This window comes from Streptomyces sp. NPDC057654, assembly GCF_042800135.1.
In the GTDB taxonomy this organism is placed as follows: Bacteria; Actinomycetota; Actinomycetes; order Streptomycetales; family Streptomycetaceae; genus Streptomyces.
This window is the reverse complement of the sequence record NZ_JBHVHQ010000275.1, coordinates 1-663: the sequence shown is the minus strand read 5'-3', so window position 1 is coordinate 663 and position 663 is coordinate 1. Positions and strand designations below refer to the sequence as shown.

The following is a 663-nucleotide window of genomic DNA, read 5'->3' as shown; positions in this document are numbered from 1 at the left end:
GAGATGGGATTTTCAGCGCTCGCGCGGCTCGCCTGCGGACGGGCCCGGCGGACCGGGGCGCCCGCCCCGCGCGAAAAGGCGTGGAGCCCACCGCTCCGGCCCTGCTAGCCTCCCCCGCTATGACGACCCCCGAGTCCGACAGAGCCTGACCGCCGGTGTTCCGGTGGTCGCCGCCGCGCCGCTGAACTGAGCCCGAGCCCGCGCCCGTAACGGGCCGCTGAGCCGTTCGGCCTCTCGGCGCGCGGCACTTCCCGCCGGATCACCGCAGCGCGGGCCGCCGCCCGTACGGATCGGACCGACGCCTTCCGCGTCGCGCTCCCCCGCCCCGGCCCCCGCGTACGCATCTGCCCTGCGGTCGATCTCGCTTACGCACTCGGGAAGTTCCCTCATGCCATTCGTCGTCTACGTGCTCGGGCTGGCCGTCTTCGCCCAGAGCACGTCGGAGTTCATGCTGTCCGGCCTCGTCCCGGACATCGCCGCCGACCTCCATGTGTCCATCTCCCAGGCCGGGTTGCTGACCTCGGCCTTCGCCATCGGCATGATCGTCGGTGCGCCGGTACTGGCCGTGGCCGCCCAACGGCGGCCCCGGCGCGGCTCGCTGATCGCGTGCCTCGTCGCGTTCGCCGCGGCGCATGTCGTCGGCGCGCTCACACCGGGCTACGG

Annotated in this window: 1 protein-coding gene; it reads left to right on the top strand. The window is 73.6% G+C overall.

All coding sequences use genetic code 11. The features are described from left to right. Window positions 1–388: 388 nt before the first annotated feature. On the top strand, window positions 389–663 hold a 275-nt coding region (locus ACFU99_RS20940; RefSeq protein WP_384394150.1), incomplete at its 3' end, for an MFS transporter.